General features: G+C 57.7%; 19 protein-coding genes. 11 read left to right on the forward strand and 8 right to left on the reverse strand.

Annotation, left to right across the window (positions count from 1 at the left end):
• Window positions 1-55: 55 nt before the first annotated feature.
• Both BMW31_RS05210 and BMW31_RS05215 read left to right on the forward strand, forming a co-directional pair.
• A complete protein-coding gene (locus BMW31_RS05210; protein WP_091822040.1) occupies window positions 56-1150 on the forward strand; it encodes an SGNH/GDSL hydrolase family protein in 1095 nt (364 codons plus the stop codon).
• Between the two features lie 17 nt (window positions 1151-1167).
• Complete coding sequence (locus tag BMW31_RS05215) at window positions 1168-2814, forward strand: beta-N-acetylhexosaminidase (RefSeq protein WP_091822044.1); 1647 nt, start codon at window positions 1168-1170, stop codon at window positions 2812-2814.
• Window positions 2815-2946: 132 nt separating this feature from the next.
• Here the strand turns inward: BMW31_RS05215 and BMW31_RS05220 are convergent, their stop codons facing one another.
• From BMW31_RS05220 to BMW31_RS05240, 5 genes are all read right to left on the reverse strand, one after another.
• Window positions 2947-4098 (reverse strand): alpha/beta hydrolase, encoded by a 1152-nt coding sequence (locus BMW31_RS05220; RefSeq protein ID WP_091822046.1) that lies wholly within the window; start codon window positions 4096-4098, stop codon window positions 2947-2949.
• An 85-nt stretch (window positions 4099-4183) separates the two neighbouring features.
• Complete coding sequence (locus tag BMW31_RS05225) at window positions 4184-4714, reverse strand: hypothetical protein (protein ID WP_143049149.1); 531 nt, start codon at window positions 4712-4714, stop codon at window positions 4184-4186.
• A 934-nt stretch (window positions 4715-5648) separates the two neighbouring features.
• Window positions 5649-6905, reverse strand: a complete 1257-nt coding sequence (locus tag BMW31_RS05230; protein ID WP_091822053.1) for an outer membrane beta-barrel protein — start codon at window positions 6903-6905, stop codon at window positions 5649-5651.
• 5 nt (window positions 6906-6910) lie between these two features.
• On the reverse strand, window positions 6911-7465 hold the full coding sequence (locus BMW31_RS05235; RefSeq protein WP_091822056.1) for an RNA polymerase sigma factor: 555 nt from the start codon (window positions 7463-7465) through the stop codon (window positions 6911-6913).
• 78 nt (window positions 7466-7543) lie between these two features.
• On the reverse strand, window positions 7544-8227 hold the full coding sequence (locus BMW31_RS05240; protein ID WP_091822138.1) for a NigD1/NigD2 family lipoprotein: 684 nt from the start codon (window positions 8225-8227) through the stop codon (window positions 7544-7546).
• A gap of 160 nt (window positions 8228-8387) precedes the next feature.
• On the opposite strand from BMW31_RS05240, the gene BMW31_RS05245 reads away from it, so the two are divergent.
• From BMW31_RS05245 to BMW31_RS05255, 3 genes are all read left to right on the forward strand, one after another.
• Window positions 8388-8990: a DUF4840 domain-containing protein gene (locus BMW31_RS05245; protein ID WP_091822059.1), complete on the forward strand. Its 603-nt coding sequence runs from the start codon at window positions 8388-8390 to the stop codon at window positions 8988-8990.
• A 148-nt stretch (window positions 8991-9138) separates the two neighbouring features.
• Window positions 9139-9303: a hypothetical protein gene (locus BMW31_RS13410; protein WP_177166275.1), complete on the forward strand. Its 165-nt coding sequence runs from the start codon at window positions 9139-9141 to the stop codon at window positions 9301-9303.
• Window positions 9304-9321: 18 nt separating this feature from the next.
• Window positions 9322-9990: a flavodoxin family protein gene (locus tag BMW31_RS05255; protein ID WP_091822064.1), complete on the forward strand. Its 669-nt coding sequence runs from the start codon at window positions 9322-9324 to the stop codon at window positions 9988-9990.
• A gap of 92 nt (window positions 9991-10082) precedes the next feature.
• On the opposite strand, the gene BMW31_RS05260 is transcribed toward BMW31_RS05255, so the two are convergent.
• From BMW31_RS05260 to BMW31_RS05270, 3 genes are all read right to left on the reverse strand, one after another.
• Window positions 10083-10775, reverse strand: coding sequence for a sigma-70 family RNA polymerase sigma factor (locus BMW31_RS05260; protein ID WP_091822066.1), 693 nt, complete (start codon window positions 10773-10775; stop codon window positions 10083-10085).
• A 97-nt stretch (window positions 10776-10872) separates the two neighbouring features.
• Entirely contained in the window at window positions 10873-12105 is a 1233-nt protein-coding gene (gene serB / locus BMW31_RS05265; RefSeq protein ID WP_091822069.1) for a phosphoserine phosphatase SerB, read from the reverse strand.
• A gap of 31 nt (window positions 12106-12136) precedes the next feature.
• A complete protein-coding gene (locus tag BMW31_RS05270) occupies window positions 12137-12601 on the reverse strand; it encodes a MaoC family dehydratase (protein WP_091822072.1) in 465 nt (154 codons plus the stop codon).
• Window positions 12602-13021: 420 nt separating this feature from the next.
• Here BMW31_RS05270 and BMW31_RS05275 point away from each other — a divergent pair, with 420 nt between their 5' ends.
• The 6 genes from BMW31_RS05275 to BMW31_RS05295 all read left to right on the forward strand — a co-directional run bounded on the left by BMW31_RS05275 (window position 13022) and on the right by BMW31_RS05295 (window position 21010).
• Entirely contained in the window at window positions 13022-14650 is a 1629-nt protein-coding gene (locus tag BMW31_RS05275) for a beta-N-acetylhexosaminidase (RefSeq protein WP_143049150.1), read from the forward strand.
• Between the two features lie 26 nt (window positions 14651-14676).
• Window positions 14677-15369, forward strand: a complete 693-nt coding sequence (locus tag BMW31_RS05280; RefSeq protein WP_091822077.1) for an XAC2610-related protein — start codon at window positions 14677-14679, stop codon at window positions 15367-15369.
• 467 nt (window positions 15370-15836) lie between these two features.
• Window positions 15837-16070, forward strand: coding sequence for a hypothetical protein (locus BMW31_RS13265; RefSeq protein ID WP_143049151.1), 234 nt, complete (start codon window positions 15837-15839; stop codon window positions 16068-16070).
• A gap of 95 nt (window positions 16071-16165) precedes the next feature.
• Window positions 16166-17842: a fimbrillin family protein gene (locus BMW31_RS05285; RefSeq protein ID WP_143049152.1), complete on the forward strand. Its 1677-nt coding sequence runs from the start codon at window positions 16166-16168 to the stop codon at window positions 17840-17842.
• Between the two features lie 236 nt (window positions 17843-18078).
• Window positions 18079-19974 carry a 2-oxoacid:acceptor oxidoreductase subunit alpha gene (locus BMW31_RS05290; protein WP_091822084.1) on the forward strand — a complete coding sequence of 632 codons (1896 nt, stop codon included), beginning with the start codon at window positions 18079-18081 and terminating at the stop codon, window positions 19972-19974.
• A 25-nt stretch (window positions 19975-19999) separates the two neighbouring features.
• Window positions 20000-21010: a 2-oxoacid:ferredoxin oxidoreductase subunit beta gene (locus BMW31_RS05295; protein ID WP_091822087.1), complete on the forward strand. Its 1011-nt coding sequence runs from the start codon at window positions 20000-20002 to the stop codon at window positions 21008-21010.
• The last annotated feature ends 177 nt before the right edge of the window (window positions 21011-21187 follow it).

A 21187-nucleotide genomic window follows, 5' to 3' on the forward strand; every position in this document is an offset into this window, starting at 1 on the left:
AATCTTGATAAATTGAAATAAAAAGCGTATTTTTGCACAGCTAAAATCAAATGACATGAAACGATATTCCTTTCTCTTGGCAGTCCTGATGCTGTCACTGAGCACGTTTGCCGGCAAAATTGACGAAGGCCGGTTGCTGCGCGACGGGGCCTCCTATACGGGCCGCGTGCTGCACAACGCTGACGGATCGGTGACTTACGACTGGACTGGAGTGTACGTGCAGACCGACTTCACGGGCGGCGCCATTGCCGTTTGCATCAGCGAAGCGGATACAAGTTACCACAACGTGTTCATAGACGACAAGCTCGTTCGTAAAATAAAGGTGTACGGCAAGCAGCCTCACAGCGTGCTGCTGGCCGAAGGACTGAGCCGCGGTACGCACCGCCTGCGCCTGCAGAAGGCCACAGAGGGCGAGTACGGCTTTACCACCATCCACGGCTTCTACCTCAACCGGGGCGGCAGCATGAAGCCGGTGGCGAGGCGGGAACGCTTCATCGAGGTGTTTGGCGACAGCTACACCTGCGGCTACGGCACCGAGGCAAAGAGCGCCGAAGAACGCTTCAAGCCCTGGACAGAGAACTGCAACCGCGCTTATGGCTGCATCATAGCCCGTTACTTTAATGCAGACTATGCCCTGACTGCCCACAGCGGCATGGGTATTGTGCGCAACTACGGCTACAAAGCGCAGGTATCGCCCAAGAATATGCTCGTTCGTTCGGCCTTGCTCCTTGACGAGCACGACTCCATTCCTTACGACTTCAAGGCCTACAAGCCCTCGCTGGTGCTCATCAACTTAGGCACCAACGACTTTTCTACCATCATCGCGCCCTCCGTAGAGCAATATACGGGCAACTACCTCAAGCTCATCAGCCTCGTCCGTAGCCACTATGGCGACGTTCCGGTGCTCTGTATAACGCCTTTCTCGGCCAAGCCTTACCTGCTCACAGCCCTCCAGGAGCTGCGCCGACTCACCATGCAAGACAAGAACATACACTTTGCAGAGCCCATGCCCGATATCATCAAGCGCGGTCATGACTACGGTGCAGACTGGCATCCGAACTATCAGGGGCAGCGGAAGATAGCCATGACGCTCATTCCGCAGGTGTCCGCCATCATGGGATGGGATCTGGAAGACAAGAACATCTATTAACATCAATCCATAAACCTATGAAACGAATACTTCTTTTATTGTTTATCGCCATGGCGACACTCCACATCAACGCTGCCGATGCCGACTACAACGTAGTGCCTCTGCCGCAAACCGTCAGCCTGCAGAAGGGCGGCGCCTTCGTTCTCGATGGCAGCAAAGCCATCGTCTACGGCGATGCAGCGCTGGCAGCCGATGCCAACTTCCTGGCCCAGTACGTGGCCGAAGTGAGCAAGTTGCAGCTATCAACCCGCGCGGGCAATGCCAAGGCCGGCCGCGGCAACGTGTTCCTGACGCTCGACAAGAAGGTTAAGAACCCCGAAGGGTACACCATCAACGTTAATGCCAAGGGCGTTACCGTGGCCGGACAGACACCTGCAGGCGTGTTCTACGGCGTGCAGACGCTCCGCAAATCGCTGCCCATACTGGCCCAGAGCGCAGCAGTGAACCTGCCGGCAGTAGTTATCACGGACGCTCCACGCTTCGCTTACCGCGGCATGATGCTCGACTGCGCCCGTCACTTCTTCCCGGTAGAGTTCGTGAAGGAATACGTCGACCTCATCGCACTGCACAACATGAACCGCTTCCACTGGCATCTGAGCGACGACCAGGGCTGGCGCATCGAGATAAAGAAATTCCCCAAGCTGACCGAAGTGGGCGCATGGCGCAGCGGAACGGTAATGGGACACAACTCGGATGTTGACGACGGGCTGCGCTACGGCGGCTTCTACACACAGGAAGAGATACGTGACGTGGTGAAATACGCCGCCGAACGCCACATTACCATCATCCCCGAAATCGACATGCCGGGCCACATGCAGGCCGCGCTGGCCGCCTATCCCGAGCTGGGATGCACCGGCGGACCCTACGAGGTGGGCCACTACTGGGGCGTGTACAGCGAGATTCTGTGCGCCGGAAACCCCAAAACGTACGACTTTGTGAAAGGAGTACTCGACGAAGTCTGCACCCTCTTCCCCTCTGAATACATCCATATAGGAGGCGACGAGAGCCCACGCGTGCGCTGGGAGCAGTGCCCCAAGTGCCAAGCCATGATAACCCAGAAGGGCATAACGGCCAAAGGCAGGCAGAGCAAGGAAGCCCGGCTGCAGGGATACTTTGCCACCGAGGTGCAGAAATACCTCGAGAGCAAGGGCCGCAAGCTCATAGGATGGGACGAACTCCTGGAGTGCGACGTCGACAACAGTGCCACCATCATGTCCTGGCGCGGTGCAGAACCGGGCGCGGAGGCCGCCAAGCTGGGCCACAATGTTATCATGAGCCCCAACTCCTACTTGTATTTTGACTACTACCAGACCGCCAAGACGCACAACGAACCGCTGCTCATAGGCGGAAACCTGCCCATTGAGAAGAGCTACTCCTTTGAGCCGGTGCCGGCAGGTGCCGATGCCGCCACCGCTGCCCGCATCATCGGCGTGCAGGCCAACTTGTGGACAGAGTACATAGGCAGCACAAACCTCGTGCAATATCAGGTGCTTCCGCGCATGAGCGCACTGTCTGAAATACAGTGGATGCAGGCCGGCAAGCGCAACTACCAGGACTTCCTGAAGCGTGTGAACCACATGCGCGACTTCTACCAGATGAAGGGCTGGACCTACGCCAAGCATCTCTGGCCGGAGCTGTACTTGCAGGAAAGCAAGAAATACTAAGCAAAAACCTACCTCCAACCTCTCCACAAGGGAGGGGAGGACAAGCAAAGAAGAAGGAAGGGTGCACGCTGCACTCTTCCTTCTTCTTTTTGTTTGCGGGTCCGCAGCCGGCGAGCGCGGGCTCCGGATGGATTATTTTTCGGCGCCCGATACCGGTATCGTTACCTCTGCCACTGCGGGGAAGCTGTAGCGGAGGTCGCCCCGCCGGCGCAGCGTTTCGCGCAGCAGCGTGGCCGTGCGGTACAGGCGGCCCTTGAAAAGCTGGCGGCCGCGGTAGCGAACCGTTACGGGCTTGTCCAAATTCAGCATCTCGTCGTTCAGGTAAATGCACAGTCTTGAGTAGTCGCAACGCTCAATTTCTACCGTTTGTCCTTTGATTTCGGCCCTCACTTCTTTGCCCCGGGCCAGCTCCTGCCGCGGAGCACCGAGCCAGTAGAAGTAAGGACGCGCCTCTGCAGCTTGGTGCCACACCACCCGGTGCGGCCAGGCAGTGCGCCTGAACTGTGCCATCCAGTCTATGGCAGCCGTGTCGGCACGGTCCATCCAGTGCCCCTTGCCGGCCATGATGTGGCCTTCGTGACGGTAACCCCCGCCGTCCTGCCGCTGCAGCGAGTCCATCTGCGCAATGCGTTCTGCGCAGAGGCGGTTGCGGTTGTAAGCGCTGTCGTTGGCACCGCACCATATCATGAAGGGCAGGTTGCGCAGGTTCTCCAGCCGAACGTCGCCCGGATGGCCGGCCATCATGGATGCCGCCGCCCACGCATCGGCCATTCGCGGCGCCATCCGCCACACACCATCGCCTCCGGCCGAGTAACCCAGCAGGTACACCTTGTCCGGATTAACGTCCAGCCACGTAACAGCCATCTTGATGATGTCGGCATAATACGCGTCGGCATCGGCCTGGCACCACATGTTCCAGGCACTCACAGGGCAGTGGGGAGCCACGTACACGCCCTCCTTGGGTGTGTAGAGGTTCCACTGGTTGCGCCACTGGAACATGTTGTCCTCGTACGGCACGCCCCCTCCCCCATGCAATGAGATGTAGAGCGAGCGGCCGTCGGCCGGCTTGTTGCCGTAAACGGTCCAGAAGAGGTCCATCTTTCGGTCGCCGTGATAAATCACCTTGTACTTGTACACCTGCTCGTACTTGGCCTTCGTTCTGGCCATCCACGCCTGTCTGATTTGCTGTGCAGCCTGTTCGGCCTCCTGCCGCGAGAGCTGTGCATGGGCCGGCAGGAGCAGGCACAGGGCGCCGGCAACCATCAGTTTTCTGAGTTTCGTCATGTTTATCGGGTTCTGTCAGTTCTTGTGCTGCAAAGGTACTAAATTGTTTCGGCAATCGGGCAGCCCCGCCGTCCTATTGCGTTTCCTACCCCGGATTATCGCTTTTTACGAAGTAGTATTCCCAGTTGCGCTTATGGCCCTTGGTGATGTAATAGTCTGCCTGCGGGTCCCCGCCCCACGGGTCGTTGAATTTAAGCCTCAGCGATGTACCGGCCAGGAAGTGAAGTGTCAGCTTCTCGCCCTTCAGGTCGAACGTTCCGTAGCTCACGGAGTCCTCATCGTCGTAGAGATAAAAGGCGAAGCTGTTGTCGCGGAAGAAGCGTATCTGCAAGGGCGCGGCATGGGGCGTGCACCACTGTCCGTAGATTTCGTGGCGGTTATTGTTATAATCAGATAAGGGCAGCGTATCCGTCATGGCCATCAGCGGTTTTTTCTTGACCACCTGCTGCGTGTCGCGGCTCACCTTCGGGGCTACCTGCACGGCAGTTTTTCTCACCTGCGGAGAGGCTTCCCTGCGCCCTCCGCAACCCAGCATGCACACTGCCGCGAGCACGCACAGCAACGGGCAAGCTATCGTTTTCCTGCGTTTTGGTTTGTTAGTTACATGGTTTCTCATTTCCAAAAACTTACTGTCAGCATCAATAACCACAAAGGTAAGAAATTATTCTGTATGCCCACCAACTTCCGCAGGTTATTTGTTCACACTTCATTACTACCTGTAAAACGAACCGGTAACCTGCTCTTGGAAAGGGGAGGCGGAGGAGGGGATGACCTGAAAGCTACAACTTGCCACCTTGAGGAAGAAATCATCCCCTCCTAACTTCCCCTTTCTAAGGGGAGGAAACGCTGCTACCGGCTTCCTGCTGGTTAGTTGCTGGTTTTTAAAGACAAAGTAACAGAGTAATTTTTCAGCTGCTGTAGGTTTGCTTGTTTGTAGGAATGAGCAAGCAACGATTAGTGACAAGGCTAACCGGTAACCTCCCCTTGGAAAGGGGAGGCGGAGGAGGGGATGACCTGGTAGCAGGAATTGGCAATGCAGCTGATGGTATCATCCCCTCCTAACCTCCCCTTTCCAAGGGGAGGAAAAACCCACCCAAGCCCTCCCGAAGGGAGGGAGTATTTATCGTATGGATTGAAACGAGACAAAAACAACAGCCTTTCCTCTTATCTACCTCTTACATATTGCTTTGCTCCCTCCTTTCGGGAGGGCCGGGGTAGGCCCCCGAACGGGATGTTGTACCTAAATGGGAGAAAAGGGAGAAAAGCTCAACGAGGGGTCTATCTTCAGCCATCTGAAAACCAGCCGCTCACAAACAGCAAAGCAGCAGGTGCCTTTCAAGCCCGCCGAAGGATAGCTTCAAGCCTGTTGAAGATGCCACTCAACGGGCTTGAAGCATAGCTCCGGCAAGTGTGCTTGTAAGGAGCTGATTATCTGCAACTTGCGTTAGAGGCTGAAACAGCTGCCTGCCCACGGCCCGTAACCCCCTTTACGCAGGAGCCCCGGAAGCATTCGGACTTGCTCCCGGGGCTCACAGACACTCTTGTTTGGCTTATTTTACGTTTATCCTCACGCCCACCTGCAGGCTGAAACTGGTGGGGCGGTCCTTGTAGAGGTTGCTCACGCCGCTGCCGTTGTTGAAGTGATAGCTCACGCCGGGCTCCGCGTACAGGCCCAGAAAGGGCGTGGCCTTGTACTCAATGCCTGCAGCAGCGGTGGCAGAGAACTGCGGACGGCCCTCCGTTACCTTCTCCGAGGTGGCCTGCCTGGGCTCGCCCCTGACCGAGCGGACCGTTTCGGCCTTGCCGCTCACCAGCTTTTCCACCTCGCCACCTGCACTCACGTAAACGTGCAGGGGGCCGCCATGCCACAAGCTGTAGGCTGCCGAGAGCGGCACTCCCACGTAGTGCAGCCGCTGGTGGGTCGTTTGGCTCTCGGTGCCGTTGGTGCGCGTGATGTCGGTAGACAGCCTGCTGTAGTCCACGCCGCTGCGTAGGCTCCAGCGGTTGGTGAGCCGATAGCCTACCGATACGCCCACCCGCACGGGCTGGCGGTGGTGGGTCTCGGTTCTGGAGGGTTCAGCATCAAAGAGCAGTGCATTGTGTCCGCGGCCCGACATGTCGGCAGTGTAGGCGCCGTAGGGGTCGGCAGCAGCCAGCAGCACGCCCTGTGCGGCCCCATTGGTGCCCGCCATCACGCCGCCATAACCGGCACCCACAGAGAGACGGGAGGGGCCGGCAGCAGCGTTGCGGGCAGTAGGCAGCAGGGCGGGTGCATCCTGGTACCATCCGTCCCGGTGCTGTTTCCGGGTCTGACGGGGCAGGGTCTCCTGCCTGGGAACAGGCGTAACGGAGGGTTCCGAGCATGCCGGCAGACTGTCGGAGACCGATGGCGCGAGTACCGCCGCAATGTGTTCGGCGGCAGACGGATGTTCTCCGCCGGTCGCGGCAGCCAGCTGCCGCGGCGTGCCCACAGCCGTTTCGTAGGCCGGAAGCTGTACGGGAGCCGGGACATCAGCGGCCTGCGGAACCGACGGAGCTGCGGAACCGCCCGGGCGCTGCGCCACTTCGGCCGGCTGGTCGTGGCGCAGGGGGAGGCCCGTGAGCAGCCACGCCACGGCTGCCACCACGGCTGCTGTCGCCGCGCCACGCCTCACCCACGGCCACACAGCCGTGCGGCGGGCAGGCCGGACGGGAACCGCGCCACGGCGTGCCATCTCACGCTGCACGTCGGAAAGCAGCCCCTCGGGGGCTTGCCGTTCGTAGTCCTGCATGCGGTCGTGCATGTTCTTTATCCATTCTTGCTTCATCTCTGTTACTCCTTGTTGTTATACTCCTTTATCATACGTGCCAAGAGGTTCTTTGCCTTGTGGAATTGAGAGGCCGAAGTGTCGGGCTTGATGTTCAGCATCTGTGCTATTTCGCGATGGCTCCTGCCCTCCATGACGTAGAGGTTGAACACGGCCCGGTAGCCGGGTGGCAGCCTGCGCAGCAGCCGCAGGATGACTTCGGCCGGCAGGTTGTCCACGTCGGGCTCCTCGTCGGGCGTGTCGGGCAGTTCAGCTTCGGTGCTCACAAGCCCCGATGCAGCCTCCCGGCGCAGGAAGGTAAGCGCCTCGTTCACCACGATACGCGTCATCCAGGCCTTGAGCGAGCCCTCGCCGCGATAGCTGAATGAACCTATCCGCGTGAATATCTTGATGAAACTCTCCTGCAAAACGTCCTTCAGGTCGTCGTCGGCAGAGACATAACGGGAGCCTACACCAGTCAGATAACCGGCGTACCTGTCGTACAGTTCGTTCATGGCCGAGGCCTTTCCCTCTGCCATCTGGCGCACGAGGCGCTGCTCCGTCAGTGAACCTGATTTCATGTTGTTTAAAACCAGGAGGCCGGCTTGCCGCCATCCTCCCGGTTCCTTGTTGCTGTCTCTCTTCTTGCTTTTTGGCGTTTACCGCGAGCGATACTTGAAGGTAGCGCTCTTCGGGCCGCTGAACGACTCCCACTTCAGCGTCAGGTCAACCGTCTGGCCATGCGTATCGGGCAGGTCGTTGAGGCGGAAAGCTATCATGCCGTCGCCCGTACGGCCGCCCGTATCGCCCTTGGCATCGTGGTACAGCACCACCTCGTAGGGACTGCTGCCCCTGACCAGGTTGAGCACATGCGTGCTGCCGTTGCCGAAGTAGGTGCGGAAGCGGATGGTGAGGTATCCGTCTTCCACCACCGTAGCCCAGTCTCTTACAATCTCAACGGGGTCGGTGCCGTAGGTGGCAGCGTTCTGTGCGCCCATGTCGGCAGCCATCGGCTTGGTGCGGATGGTGTCAATCCAGTTCACAAACACATTCTTGGCCGTTCCCTGTTGGGGCACCTGCTCGCTTTCCTTGGGCTCCCGGTAGTTGACGAAGGCCCGCAGTTCCTTGCTGCCATAGGGCGACTGCTTCATGTTGACGGCCCACAGGGTGGTGCTGTCGTCCAGCTGCAGGAGCAGCCCCGATGGCTGCGGCTTGAGCGTTACCACGGCATTGGGGTAGTAGAGGGCGTTGTTCTCGTCGTCGTCATCATCGAGACACGACTGTAAACTCATGGTTGCGGCAAGGGCGGCAATGCCCAGTGCCATCATCTTCAGGTATTTCATATTCTTCTCCTTTATATTAACGTACTTCTGCCTTATAAATGTCAGACGCATGGGAAAACTTGCCCGGGAACGCAGACTTTAACTTTTATTAGATAAAAATGAAGCAAGGATTTGGCCAAACGCGCATTTTAAACACAGAAACTTTAAAGAACAAACAGACATGAAAAGACTTAAATTCATTACCGCGGCTATGGCCTGCGTGGCCGTGTTAGGGTTTACATTCGCCTCGTGCGACGACGATGACGAGGTACATCAGCTCACCCAACAGGAAAAAGAGACTGCCTTCAACGCCGTGAAGGGCGACTACAACGGCAAGCTCACTGTTCCGCAGAAGGAAGGAACGCCCGGAACAGGGCAGCCGCAGACGAGAGACATCAGCTGGAGCATTACCGCTCAGGACGCCATGACCATACACCAGTTCCCCATGGACCTGCTGGCCGAGTACGTAACCAACGACAAGGTAAAGCAGGCACTGGCAGCTGCAGCTCCGCAGGACATCAAGTGCAGCATCGGCTTCTACAGCGTTTCGCCCGCCGGTTTCCTCATTAATCCAACCCCGCCGCAGCTCGAACTCACCCTCGACGGCACCCCGCACAAGGTTCAGGTGGCCTTCTTCATCAACAGCAACTACTCCTTCGGCCACCTCATCAACGGCGACAAGACGCTGCAAATGCAGATTGTGGAGGCCGACATCTATGTAGACGGCCAGCCCATGAGCTACCTGCAAAACGGCGTTCCGTTTGTGATGACGGCCCAGAAATAGGCTCCCCTCAAGCCTGATGAAGCAAAAAACAGAACCAGTACATCCCTGCCCCGCCTCGCTTCTGCCGCAAGCATGAAGCCCGGCGGGGCTTTTTGTTGGGTCGAAGATACATTTTTCAGGCATCAGGATGGCGGCTTTTTCGGCAGAAATGCGTATCTTTGGGCTCGTAACGACAAACCGGCAAACGGGCGTTAGGCAACCTGTCGCTATCCCGACAACCCTTATACGCTGCGCCCTCCGCTTCAGAGTGACGGGCAGGGGCTATGCAGAAGACAGCTTCAACACCTACTGGCGCGGCAAGAAAGTAAACTGATTATCATACAAAAACAGAATGGAAACAAGCAAGAAGAAGGCGCTGTTCATCAACGGCAGCCCCAGGAAGAACAAGAACACGGCACAACTGCTGCTCAAAGCCATGGAAGGCGCGCAGGCTGCCGGTGCCGAAACGGAGTTCATTAACCTATATGACGTGAAGTACCGGGGCTGCATGAGCTGCTTTGCCTGCAAGCTCAAGGGCAAGAACACGGGCCTGTGCTCCTACAAGGACGACCTGCACGAGGTGCTTGCCAAGGCCGTGGAGGCCGATGTACTGGTAGTAGGTTCGCCCGTGTATTGCAGCTATCCCTCGGCCATGTTGCGCGGTTTCATGGAGCGGTTGGTGTTTCCGGCCGTCAACTATTCCGACTATCAGCATCCTGTTGTGCACAAGCAGCTGCGCAGTGCGACCATTTACACGATGAATTGTCCGTCAGAAGAAGTCTACAAGCAGATAGGCTACGACGTGCTTCTGGGTGAGAACGCCCGCCAGTTGGGCATATTCGGCCCCACGGAGACGCTCTGCTCGCTCGATACCTACCAGTTCAACGACTACAGCCGCTACGAAACGGCCCAGCTCAACGAGCCCCGCAAGGCCGCCCGTAAGGCCAACGAGTTCCCTCGCGACTTGCAGAAAGCCTACGAACTCGGCCGCCGCCTGGTTCTTGCCGACAAGGCATTGTAACGAGAACGCACCATCCGCTCGTTACGGATGGTGCGTTCTCATTTTGTATTCAGCCACAACCCTCCCCTCCTTCGGAGGGGTCGGGGGAGGTTTTATTTCTCCTTCTTCAGCTTTCTCAGCGCCTTGTCGCGTATCTGCCGCACACGTTCACGCTTCATTCCGGTGGCTCCCGCAATCTCTGCCATAGTCTGACGGTCGGTTCCGATGCCGTAAATGGCGGTGATGACGGCTCGCTCACGCTCGTCGAGCCGGTCCAGTCGGCGGGCCACGAGCTCGCTGTCCATGCTGCGGCTCAGCTGCTCGTCGGCCTGCGGGGCATCCTTATCGGCCAGCACATGCAACAGACTGATGGTGTTGTGGCTGCCCTCCGGTATGGGCGCTTCGATGGAGCGGGGCATCTTCTGCTTCTCGTTGGCGTTGGTTCTCTCGCCTTGCGGCACGTGGTAGAGCCCTACCTGCTGGTCGATGGCGGCCTCGATGGCCTGCCTCACGTAAGTGGAAGCGAAGCTGACGAAGCGCGTTCCGCGGGCTGCATCAAACTTGCCGGCAGCTTTCAGCAGGCCTACGTTGCCCTCGCTGATGAGGTCTTCGAGCGGCAGACCGCGGTCGCGGTACTGCTTGGCCACGTAAATAACATAGCGCAGGTTGGCCTGTGCCAGCTTTCCTACGGCGCTGTCGTCGCCTGCCTGGATGCGTTCGGCGAGCTTCTTTTCATCTTCTTCGCTGAGTGTAGTTTGCTGGGCTACCTCTTCAAAATATGGGTCGAGTGGACGTTTGCTGTTCATTGGTTGGTGTGGGTGTTAGGTGGTGGGTGATAGGTGATAAACGGATGGGTGAATGGGTGTTAGGTGGTGGGTGATAGGTGATGAGGAGGAGCGCGGCTCAGGCGTTCTTCATCAGGTCGCCCAGGTATGAGTCCTTGAAGCCGAGGAAGTAGAGCACGCCGTCAAGCCCCATGCTGTTGATGCTCTGCTGCGCGTTGGCTACCACGCGGGGCTTGGCATGGAAGGCGATGCCGAGGCCCGCCTCGCTTATCATGGGCAGGTCGTTGGCGCCGTCGCCCACGGCAATGGTCTGGGCAAGGTTTATCTTCTCAACTTGCGCAATGAGCCTCAGCAGCTCTGCCTTGCGGTGTCCGTCGACCACCTCGCCTATGTACCGGCCGGTCAGTCGGCCCTCCTCGTCTATCTCCAGTTCGTTGGCATACACGTAATCGATGCCGTATTTCTTGCGCAGAAACTCGCCGAAGTAGGTAAAACCGCCCGAGAGGATGGCTATCTTGTAGCCACTCGTCTTGAGCACGGCCATGAGTCGGTCCACGCCCTCGGTAATAGGCATGTGCTCGGCTATGTCCTGCATCACCCCTGCATCGAGCCCCTTGAGCAGTGCCACGCGCTCGGTAAAGCTCTGGCGAAAGTCTATCTCGCCCCTCATGGCGCGCTCCGTAATGGCCCGCACCTGTGCACCCACGCCGGCGCGTTCGGCCAGTTCGTCTATACACTCGGTCTGTATGAGTGTTGAGTCCATATCAAAACAGATGAGACGGCGCATCCTTCGGTACATGTCATCTCGCTGGAAAGAGAAGTCGATGCCCAGTTCCTGCGCCAACTTCATCAGCTCCGCCTGCATGTCTTCAGTGTTTGTAGGCGTTCCGCGCAGTGAGAATTCGATGCAGGCGCGCACGTTCCGCTCCGGGTGCAGGATGCTCTGCCGACCCGTGAGGCGCTTGATGGAGTCGATGTTGAGCCCCTGCTCAGCTATGATTTTGGTGGCCGCGGCTATCTGCTGGGCCGAGAGGCTGCGCCCGATGACGGTGAGGATGTAGCGGTTCTTGCCCTGCCGGTTCACCCAGTCTTCGTATTCAGCGTCGCCAACGGGCGAGAAGCCGATGTTTACCTGCAGCTCGGTGGCCTTGAAAAGCAGCTCCTTCATGACCTGACCGGAGTTACGCTCGTTGATGCGGATAAGGATTCCGAGCGAGAGCGTGGCGTGTATGTCGGCCTGACCGATGTCGAGTATCTGGGCATCGTACTTTGCCAGTATCTCCATAGCCGATGCCGTAAGCCCCGGCCTGTCCTGTCCGGTAATGCGGATGAGTATCTGTTCTTCCTTCATCTTCAGCCCTTTCGCCTTTTGATGGGTATGTTCATTCAAAATAGTAGAGGAAAGTTGCCACGCCCTCGAGTGCCGGCTTGCGGTCTCCTTCTATCTCGATGGCGAAATTTATCTGTGCCTTGCAGATGCCGCGCAGGTTCTCTATCGCCTGCAGTGTGGCCGCCAGGCGCACGCGGCTGCCCGTGATGACCGGCTTGCCGAAGCGCATCTTGTCCATGCCATAGTTCACCATCATCTTCAGGTTGTGCACCTCGATAATCTGTCCCCACATATAGGGCAGCAGCGAGAGCGTGAGGTAGCCGTGCGCGATGGTGCTCTTGTAGGGGCTTTCGGCCTTGGCCCGCGCCGTGTCAACGTGTATCCACTGGTGGTCGAGCGTAGCGTCGGCAAAGAGGTTGATGCGTTCCTGGTCTACCGTGAGCCACTCCGAGGTGCCGAGTTGCTGGCCGAGGTGGGCGGCGAACTCATCGTAGGAATTGATAATCAGCTTTTCCATTTCGATTTGTTTATGATTTGTTGTCTATATCTTATGCAAAGATACAGAGGAATTTCCGAACATCCAAATGAATTTCACATTTTCCCACTCGCGTCCGCCGGCCAGCTGCCGCAGTGCAGCCAGCGTGCAGCCGGGGTGAGAAAGCCGGCAAGCAAGGGCGCCGGAAGCATGAAGCGGGAACTTTCGACAGGTGTCGAACGATTGTGTGACAACTGTCGAATTCATGTGCGACAAGTGTCGAAAGTTCCCGAAGGATAGTTTCAAGCTCCCCGGGCGCCCCGTGTGAGACGCCGGAAACGGGTCGTCGGCACCGACTTCTGCCCCGAGGCGAGATTTCCGCCGCCCGATGTGCACGGTTTGGAAAATAAATCGTACCTTTGTACCTATGATGCCCCGCGGGGCCAAAAACAAGACCTGAACATGAAAAAATTGAAGTCAGCAACCGCTGCTCTGCTCCTCCTGCTGCTCTGCCTGGGCCCGCACAAGGCCACGGCACAGGTAATTCCTGCTCCCGTACGGCAGGAAGCGCGGCAAGGAACCTTCGACCTTTCGGCCGCAACCCGTCTCTACACCAACCTCAAAGGCCGCGAGCGCCGCCACTTCAGGGCCTATCTCGCCACGCTGCCCCTTACCTTTGCCAAGGGCCGCGCACGCGATGAGCAAGGCACCCTGAGGCTCATCAAGACGCCGCTCTCCGATACCGCCAACCCCGAAGCCTACCGCCTGAGCGTTACCCCGCAAGGAGCAACCATCAGGGCCAACACCTCGGCAGGCCTCTTCTACGGCTTCCAGACGCTGCTCCAGCTGGGTACACAGCGCGGAGAGACCATGAGCGTGCCCTGTACGGAGGTGAGCGACGAGCCGCGTTTTGCCTGGCGCGGGTTCGAACTCGACATAGCGCGCCACTTCTTCGACAAGAACTTCATCAAGAAACAAATCCGGGCGCTGGCCCGATACAAGATTAACGTGCTGCATCTGCACCTGGCCGACAACGGCGGATGGCGCCTCGAAATCAAGAAATACCCGCAACTGACCGAGAAGGCCGCCTGGCGCACGGCCTCCGACTGGGAGCAGTGGCACCGCCGACCCGAAACGCGCATCTACTGTACAGCGGACACTCCGGGCGCCTACGGCGGCTATCTGACGCAGCGCGACGCCCGCGAAATCGTGGAATATGCCGCCATCCACCACATGGAAGTAGTGCCCGAGTTCGACGTTCCGGGCCACAACGGCGAGGTGTTCTGGGCCTTTCCGGAGCTGGCCTGCCCCGGGCAGACGGGCTTCACCAGCTCCGAACTCTGCATAGGCAACGAGAAGAGCTTCACCGTTTACGAGAACGTACTGCGCGAGGTGATGCGTATCTTCCCCTCCCGCTACATACACATGGGCGGCGACGAGGCCGTGCGCAGCCGCTGGGAAGCCTGCCCGCTATGCCGGGAGCGCATGGCCCGCGAGCACATTGCCGACGTGGCAGGGCTGCAGAACTACATGATGCTGCGCATGGAGCGCTTCCTCAACCGCCACGGCCGCACCATGATAGGCTGGGATGAGGTGCTCGAAGGCGACATATCGCAGACTGCCGTCATCATGTCATGGCGCGGCACGGGCGCTGCAGCCGAGCAGGCACGCCGCCGGGGCAACAAGGTCATCATGTCGCCCACGGCCTACTGCTACCTTGATTACTATCAGGACGAGTACAAAACCGAACCTCGCGCCATCGGAGGTTACGTTCCTCTGGAGAAGACTTACAGCTTCGACCCCGACCCGGAGAACTCGGGAGCCGTGATAGGCGTGCAGGGCAACCTCTGGACAGAGTTCGTTGAAACGCCCAGCCACGCCGAACACATGATGTATCCGCGCATGCTCGCCGTGGCCGAAGACGGCTGGACGCCGCAAAGCAGGAAAGACTATGCCGACTTCCACGCCCGCGCCCTGCAGGCCGTAAGCTGGCTGCAGGCCAGGGGTTACAGCCCCTTCGACCTCAAGAACGAACTGGGCAAGCGCAGCGAACGCTTCCCCTGGGGCTGGGAGTACAACGAGACAGAATAACCACCACATAGCTACACCAAACGCAGATGAAAAACATTTGGACACTCATGCTTGCCTGCTGCCTCCTGGCAGCATGCCGCCCGCAGGCTCCCAAGCCGGCAGAAGTGGCGCCGTTTGCCGCCGACTCGGCCGCAGCCGAACCCCTGCCGCCGGCCGTGAGGATAGCCGACACCAAATACGAGCAGACCACCGGCCGCCGTCTGCCGTCGGTCATGCGGCTGGAAGTGAGCCAAGGCGGACAGCTCATACAGAACATCGACCACGCCTTCCGATGGGATGACGAGCCCGTGAACCCTGAAGATGCGGGCAAGATAACCTACCGCGACGTGAACTTCGACAACAACCCGGACCTTCTCATATCGCTTGGCTCGTACGGAAACCAGGGCGTACAGTACTACGATTGCTACCTGTGGGACAGCGCCTTGCACCGGTTCAACCCCGAACCCACGTTCCGCGACATCGGCAACCCACTGGTCAGCGAGAAGTACCGCTGCATAGTTTCGCGCCAGCGCGTGTCGGCCGCCGAGTACGCCTGGCGCCTCTACGTGTACGCCAACCGCCGCTTTGAGCTCACGGAGATGGCCTCCGTGGAGTACGACGTCCACCAGTCAACCTTCTACTCCCTGTGGCGCGTGCAGGGCGGCAGCCTCAACCCGGTGCTGCAACACGTTGCCCCTGACCGCCTGCCGGCCAAGTGGAAGGAGCTGGTGCAGCTCTGAACCCTCACTGCAAGTCCCGCTCCGTCTTCACTCTCCCGCCCTCCGGGGTTGCTGAAGAATACCTTCGGGAACTTTCGACACGTGTCGCACGATTGTGTGACACCTGTCGAATTCGTATGCGACACGTGTCGAAAGTTCCTGATCCTATCCTTCAACACCGAAGAAACACATCTCCAAAAACCTTACATACGCCGTAATCGCCATGTACACGGCATTTGCAATGCCTTTGGTGCTTTATTTTTACAATGCTTTTGCAAACCATTGCACAAATTAAAATATTTATTTTAGTTAAAATACTTTGTCCGTATAAATATTTAAACTATATTTGCTGCAAATACACATTATATTAACGCGTTAGAGAGTTTTATTATATAGGTATGCCGACAGCCGACAGAACGGATGGTCATACGCCGTTCTCAATTTGTCGGACATATCCTCATACTATCAAAAATCTAAAACAAAAAGAGATGATTACAAAACGACAAGAAAAAAATTACGCAGAGTACGTAACGCCTCAATGTTATATCATGCGCGCTGAAACGGAAAGTTTTATTTGTACTTCGGTAACTCCGAACGCCAATGGAAGTGGTAGCGAGGGCTGGAACGGGGAAACCAGCCACGAAGGAGGTACCGGTTACCTTGGCGGGGACGATGACGTTGCGCCTGGAAAAGTTAATCCCTGGGCAAACGAAGAACCCTAAACAACAGCCATAGGAGTTACAGAAACCTGCAAAAGAACATGTTTCCCGCCTCCTGTTTTTAAACGAACGAGAAAAGAAAAACAGAAAACAACAAAATGAGAAGAACTTACTTAAAATCATTCCTACGCTCTGCCTGCCTCATGCTTGCAGGAGGAGCCATTCTTGCCGGCTGCTCCAACGACGACAGCTCGGACGCTGCAACCAACGCAAAGATTGACATGGCCAGCGGTATAGAATTCAAACTGGACTTTGCCGACTATGGTGAAGACATCGAAGTAACGGGCACCCGCGCCGCTGCAGCTGTACAACCAACAGCTACGGAGACCGTAGAACTGGGCAACGATCTGTTTGCCGAGGTTACCGTACAGCGCGACACAGAGGCCGTTCCCGCACAGTCAAAGGCCGCCACGCGCTCCATGAATAATGGCACCTACACCATGGTAGCTTACCAGAACGGCGTAATGAAAGGCGAGGTGACGGGCACCGTGGCCGGCGGAACATTCACTGCAACAAGCAGCAACCCCGCTATCCAGCTCACGCCGGGCACCTACGACTTCGTTTGTTACAACGACAAGGTTACGCGCAGCGGCGACCAGCTGACCGTGGAGCGTGCCGACGCAGGCGAAGCACTCATTGGCCGCGTTACCAATGTTGCGGTAAAGGGCGAGAAACAGCAGGTGACATTCACCATGAAGCACGCCGGCGCCCGCATGCGTATTAAGCTAACAGGCTACATGGCCATGCACAACGCCATCAAGGCAACCGTATCTTCCGATGACGCCGCACCCGCTACAGCTACTTACGACATGCTGACAGGTACTTATTCCTACACGAACGGACCGCTCGCTACCGATGAATACGAGTTCCCGCTGAATGAGAAAGACATCCTTCAGGCTTCGAAATTTACTTCCGTAAGCAACAGCTATCAGTACTTCATGGCAGGTACCGATGGTTCCAAGCTGAAACTCAGCTTTACCGGTGGTAACTACTACTTCAAGGAACTGGCAGGAAAAACAATAGAACTCAATCCCGAACCGGCCCTGCAAATGGAGCAGAACGGCTCGTATCTGGTCAACGTGAAGCTGAAATACGATTTCTATTACCTCTACAGCGACGGCACCGTAGGGCGCTTGTCGGCCAATGCGGACAAGACGCCTGTGGGCATCGTGGTGAGCAGAAGCAAACGATTGGCCTGCGCTTTGAAGAAAGAAGAGTTGCGTTTCTGGTGCAGCGGTAGCGAAAACTATAAACAAAGCAACTACCGACTCGTAACAACTTTGGCTGAAAGTCTCACCGACATGGATGGAGAGAAATACACCTGGGAGCCCAGCGGCAGCCTTGACGGCGTGACCGTAAAGGCTAACGAGAAAGAAAGATTTCCCGCTTTTTACGGTGCTGCGCACTTTGACCCGGGCGTAGAACTCACAGGTGGACTGGAGAACAAGCGCTGGTTTGCCCCCAGCATAGGCCAACTCATGTATCTGATAACCGGCCTCGGAGGCGGCAGTTACGACGAAGCAGCCAGCCATCCGAATTATTCAGGAGCATATCCTAACAATTGGGATGTTGCATTTCATGGCGAGCTGCTCAATGCGGGCTTCCTGCAAGTTGGCTATCAAAGCACCTACTATTCTAATGTAGGCAGTGGAACATCCAGTACAGAAACATCAAGAGAAAGCTATGCTTCCATCAGTTGGTACCCTGAAAAATTCAGTATATCCAGCTATGGCAAGTCTGGCAATCCGAATTTCTATCCGTTCATCAACTACTAAAGTACGCTCCTGCCATCAGCTTTTGCGCCTGCAAGGCAGGCAGAAATAACTTCTCGGCCTCCTCCTGCTATCCTTTCAAGGTGCCGGAGGAGGCTTTCGCGTTCCTTGCTCCGCCCGCTCCAGCCTGATGCCGGATGGGGGCGGGGCGCTTTTTTTAGTGAAAACATTTTGCTGTCTCGTTTTTATTTGCTTTCTTTGCACCTAATCTAATCAAACAGATAAAAACCGAGAAAACAATGGCTGACGAATTGGAAGTCAAGCAACTCGACCAAGTCGTGGTTCGCTTTTCAGGAGATTCCGGCGATGGAATGCAGCTCGCCGGAAACATCTTCTCAACTATTTCTGCAACGGTGGGTAACGGCATCTCTACGTTTCCTGACTATCCGGCCGACATCCGCGCCCCGCAAGGCTCGCTGACGGGCGTCTCCGGGTTCCAGGTTCACATTGGCCAGGGCCGCGTCTACACGCCGGGCGACCGCTGCGACGTGCTGGTGGCCATGAACGCTGCAGCGCTCAAGACGCAGTACAAGTACGCCAAGCCGCAGGCAACGATTATCATCGACACCGACAGCTTTGGCCCCGCTGACCTGAAGAAGGCCGAGATTACCAGCGACGATTACCTGAAGGAGCTCGGCATAGACCCCGACTGCGTGGTTGCCTGCCCCATAACGAAGATGGTGAAAAGCTGCCTGGCCGACAGCGGAATGGACAACAAAGCCGTGCTCAAGTGCCGCAACATGTTCGCGCTGGGCATCGTGTGCTGGCTCTTCAACCGCGACCTGTCGCTGGTTGAGAACTTCCTGCGCGAGAAGTTCGCCCGTAAACCGGAGGTAGCAGAGAACAACATCAAGGTTGTTAACGCCGGCTACGACTACGGACACAACGTACACGCCAGCGTGCCGGCCACCTACCGCATAGACTCCAAGGTAAAGCAGCCCGGCCGGTACATGGACATAACGGGCAACAAGGCCACCGCCTACGGCCTCATAGCGGCCGCCGAGAAGGCCGGACTGAAGCTCTACCTGGGCTCATACCCCATCACTCCGGCCACTGATATTCTGCACGAACTGTCGAAACACAAGTCGTGCAACGTCATCACCGTGCAGGCCGAGGACGAAATATCGGCCTGCGCCAGCGCCGTGGGAGCCGCCTTTGCGGGCGCACTGGCCGCAACTTCAACCTCCGGACCGGGCCTCTGCCTAAAGTCGGAGGCCATTAACCTGGCCGTAATCGACGAGTTACCGCTCGTGGTTATCGACGTTCAGCGCGGCGGACCATCGACCGGACTGCCCACCAAGAGCGAACAAACCGACCTGCTGCAGGCCCTCTACGGCCGCAACGGCGAGAGTCCGATGCCCGTCATAGCCGCCACAAGCCCCACCGACTGCTTCGACGCGGCCTTCATGGCAGCCAAGATAGCCCTCGAACACCTCACTCCGGTAACGCTGCTCACCGACGCCTTCATCGCCAACGGCTCCGCTGCATGGCGCTTACCCAACATTGACGAGCTGCCGGAGATACACCCCCACTACGCCACTCACGAGCAGAAGTACAAGTACACGCCCTATGCACGCGACCCGGAGACGCAGGCACGCTACTGGGCCGTGCCCGGACAGGAAGGCTACGAGCACATTCTGGGCGGGCTGGAGAAAGACGGAGAGACCGGAGCCATATCTACCGAGCCCGAAAACCACGACAAGATGGACCACCTGCGCTACGAGAAAGTGGCCAAGATAAAGGTGCCCGACGTGGAGGTTCAGGGCGATGCAGACGATGCCGAGCTGCTTATCGTGGGCTTCGGCTCCACCTACGGCCACCTCTTCACGGCCATGGAGGCGCTGCGGGCCAAAGGCCACAAGGTGGCGCTGGCACAGCTCAAGTACATCAACCCGCTGCCCAAGAACGTGGCCAGCGTGCTCACAAGCTACCCCAAGGTGGTGGTGGCCGAGCAGAACCTCGGTCAGCTGGCCGCCCTGCTGCGCATTCGCATCAACAACTTCGCCCCCTACCAGTACAACCAAGTAAAGGGTCAGCCTTTCGTAGTGCGTGAACTCGTGGCCCAATTCGAGAACATCATCATGACCGATGACAACCGAAGCGCCAAGAAAACCTACCGAGACAACATCGTATAACCATCAACAGGGAAAGGAAAACATCATGAACGAATATACAGCACAAGAATACAAGAAAGGCCAGCCACGCTGGTGTCCGGGATGCGGAGACCACTTCTTCCTGGCCAGCCTGTACAAGGCAATGGCCGAACTGGGCGTACCGCCCTACCGGACGGCCGTCATCAGCGGCATCGGATGCTCCAGCCGCCTGCCCTACTACACCAATACCTACGCCATGCAGACCATCCACGGCCGCGCCGCAGCTGTGGCCACGGGCGCCAAGGTGGTGAATCCGGACCTCGCCGTGTGGCAGATAAGCGGCGACGGCGACGGACTCGCCATCGGCGGAAACCACTTCATCCACGCCATGCGGCGCAACATCGACCTCAACATGGTGCTGCTCAACAACCGCATCTACGGCCTCACCAAGGGCCAGTATTCGCCCACGAGCCCGCGCGGGTTCGTGAGCAAGTCGTCGCCCTACGGCACGGTGGAAGACCCCTTCCGCCCGGCAGAGCTCTGCTTCGGTGCCCGCGGCCACTTCTTTGCACGCGCCGTAGCCAACGACGGGCCCTCAACCATCGAGGTGCTCAAGCGCGCCTACCGGCACAAAGGCGCCTCGGTATGCGAGATACTGCAGAATTGCGTCATCTTCAACAACGGCGCCTACGACCCCATCTACACCCGCGACGGCCGCAAGACCAACGCCATATACGTGGAAGACGGCAAACCGCTGGTCTTCGGTGAGCACAACGAGTACGGCCTCATGCAGCAAGGCTTCGGCCTGAAAGTGGTCAAGATAGGCGAAAACGGCGTGACCCTGGGCGACATCCTCATACACGACAGCCACTGCGAGGACAACACCCTGCAGCTCAAGCTCGCCATGATGGACAACGAGCACGGCTTCCCCGTGGCCCTGGGCGTTATCCGCGACGTGGAGGCACCTACCTACGACGAGGCCGTGAACGCCCAGATAGAGGAGGTGAAGGCCAAGAAAACCTACCACAACTTTACCGAACTGCTCGAGACCAACGACATTTGGGAGGTGAAGGAGTAGCCCTGTACTCTGCATGCCCCGCTCCTGCTGTCATGCCGCTCTGTTCTTTGAACAAGGCCAGTGGAATTTTAAGACAGAGTAACAGAGTAGTTTTTTTAGCTGCAGTTATGGGTTAAGGACAGAGTAACAGAGTAATCTCTTTTAGTTTGAGTCATGGGACGCGCAAACGATAGATGG

Origin of the sequence: Prevotella sp. kh1p2 (assembly GCF_900111525.1) — a bacterium.
Classification (GTDB): domain Bacteria; phylum Bacteroidota; class Bacteroidia; order Bacteroidales; family Bacteroidaceae; genus Prevotella.

Coding starts and splice junctions, on each gene's coding strand:
- BMW31_RS13265 (WP_143049151.1), top strand. CDS start 15,837: ATGATTACAAAACGACAAGAAAAAAATTACGCAGAGTACGTAACGCCT.
- BMW31_RS05235 (WP_091822056.1), bottom strand. CDS start 7,465: ATGAAATCAGGTTCACTGACGGAGCAGCGCCTCGTGCGCCAGATGGCA.
- BMW31_RS05290 (WP_091822084.1), top strand. CDS start 18,079: ATGGCTGACGAATTGGAAGTCAAGCAACTCGACCAAGTCGTGGTTCGC.
- BMW31_RS05280 (WP_091822077.1), top strand. CDS start 14,677: ATGAAAAACATTTGGACACTCATGCTTGCCTGCTGCCTCCTGGCAGCA.
- BMW31_RS05210 (WP_091822040.1), top strand. CDS start 56: ATGAAACGATATTCCTTTCTCTTGGCAGTCCTGATGCTGTCACTGAGC.
- BMW31_RS05255 (WP_091822064.1), top strand. CDS start 9,322: ATGGAAACAAGCAAGAAGAAGGCGCTGTTCATCAACGGCAGCCCCAGG.
- BMW31_RS05240 (WP_091822138.1), bottom strand. CDS start 8,227: ATGAAATACCTGAAGATGATGGCACTGGGCATTGCCGCCCTTGCCGCA.
- BMW31_RS05260 (WP_091822066.1), bottom strand. CDS start 10,775: ATGAACAGCAAACGTCCACTCGACCCATATTTTGAAGAGGTAGCCCAG.
- serB (WP_091822069.1), bottom strand. CDS start 12,105: ATGAAGGAAGAACAGATACTCATCCGCATTACCGGACAGGACAGGCCG.
- BMW31_RS05270 (WP_091822072.1), bottom strand. CDS start 12,601: ATGGAAAAGCTGATTATCAATTCCTACGATGAGTTCGCCGCCCACCTC.
- BMW31_RS05220 (WP_091822046.1), bottom strand. CDS start 4,098: ATGACGAAACTCAGAAAACTGATGGTTGCCGGCGCCCTGTGCCTGCTC.
- BMW31_RS05225 (WP_143049149.1), bottom strand. CDS start 4,714: ATGAGAAACCATGTAACTAACAAACCAAAACGCAGGAAAACGATAGCT.
- BMW31_RS13410 (WP_177166275.1), top strand. CDS start 9,139: ATGCGTATCTTTGGGCTCGTAACGACAAACCGGCAAACGGGCGTTAGG.
- BMW31_RS05245 (WP_091822059.1), top strand. CDS start 8,388: ATGAAAAGACTTAAATTCATTACCGCGGCTATGGCCTGCGTGGCCGTG.
- BMW31_RS05215 (WP_091822044.1), top strand. CDS start 1,168: ATGAAACGAATACTTCTTTTATTGTTTATCGCCATGGCGACACTCCAC.
- BMW31_RS05275 (WP_143049150.1), top strand. CDS start 13,022: ATGAAAAAATTGAAGTCAGCAACCGCTGCTCTGCTCCTCCTGCTGCTC.
- BMW31_RS05295 (WP_091822087.1), top strand. CDS start 20,000: ATGAACGAATATACAGCACAAGAATACAAGAAAGGCCAGCCACGCTGG.
- BMW31_RS05230 (WP_091822053.1), bottom strand. CDS start 6,905: ATGAAGCAAGAATGGATAAAGAACATGCACGACCGCATGCAGGACTAC.
- BMW31_RS05285 (WP_143049152.1), top strand. CDS start 16,166: ATGAGAAGAACTTACTTAAAATCATTCCTACGCTCTGCCTGCCTCATG.